Origin of the sequence: Streptomyces chisholmiae (genome assembly GCF_031845445.1) — a bacterium.
Classification (GTDB): Bacteria; Actinomycetota; Actinomycetes; order Streptomycetales; family Streptomycetaceae; genus Streptomyces; species Streptomyces chisholmiae.
Map to the genome: position 1 here is coordinate 1 of NZ_JAVREO010000252.1, position 420 is coordinate 420.

Consider the following 420-nt stretch of genomic DNA (forward strand, 5'->3'; position numbering starts at 1 on the left):
TCTTCAGGCCGCAGTCGGGGTTCACCCACAGGCGCTCGGCCGGAATGGCCTCAAGTCCCTTGCGCAGCAGGGCCGCTGCTTCCTCGGTGCTCGGGATGCGCGGGGAGTGGATGTCGTAGACGCCGGGTCCGGCCTCACGGGGGTAGCCGTGGGCGGCGAGTTCGCGGGCGACCTGCATGTGGGAGCGGGCGGCCTCCAGGCTGATGACGTCGGCGTCGAGGTCGTCGATGGCCTGGACGATATCGCCGAACTCCGCGTAGCACATGTGGGTGTGGATCTGGGTGTCCGGCCGCACCCCGGCGGTGGCCAGGCGGAAGGATTCCGTCGCCCACTCCAGGTACGCGGCGTGCTCGGCGGCCCGCAGCGGGAGCGTCTCGCGCAGGGCGGGCTCGTCCACCTGGATCACCGAAGTGCCGTTCG

1 pseudogene is annotated in these 420 nt (G+C 71.0%); it reads right to left on the minus strand.

From position 1 onward, the window contains the following. A pseudogene (locus tag RM844_RS33060) lies at positions 1-420 on the minus strand (5-methyltetrahydropteroyltriglutamate--homocysteine S-methyltransferase); the annotation flags it as partial.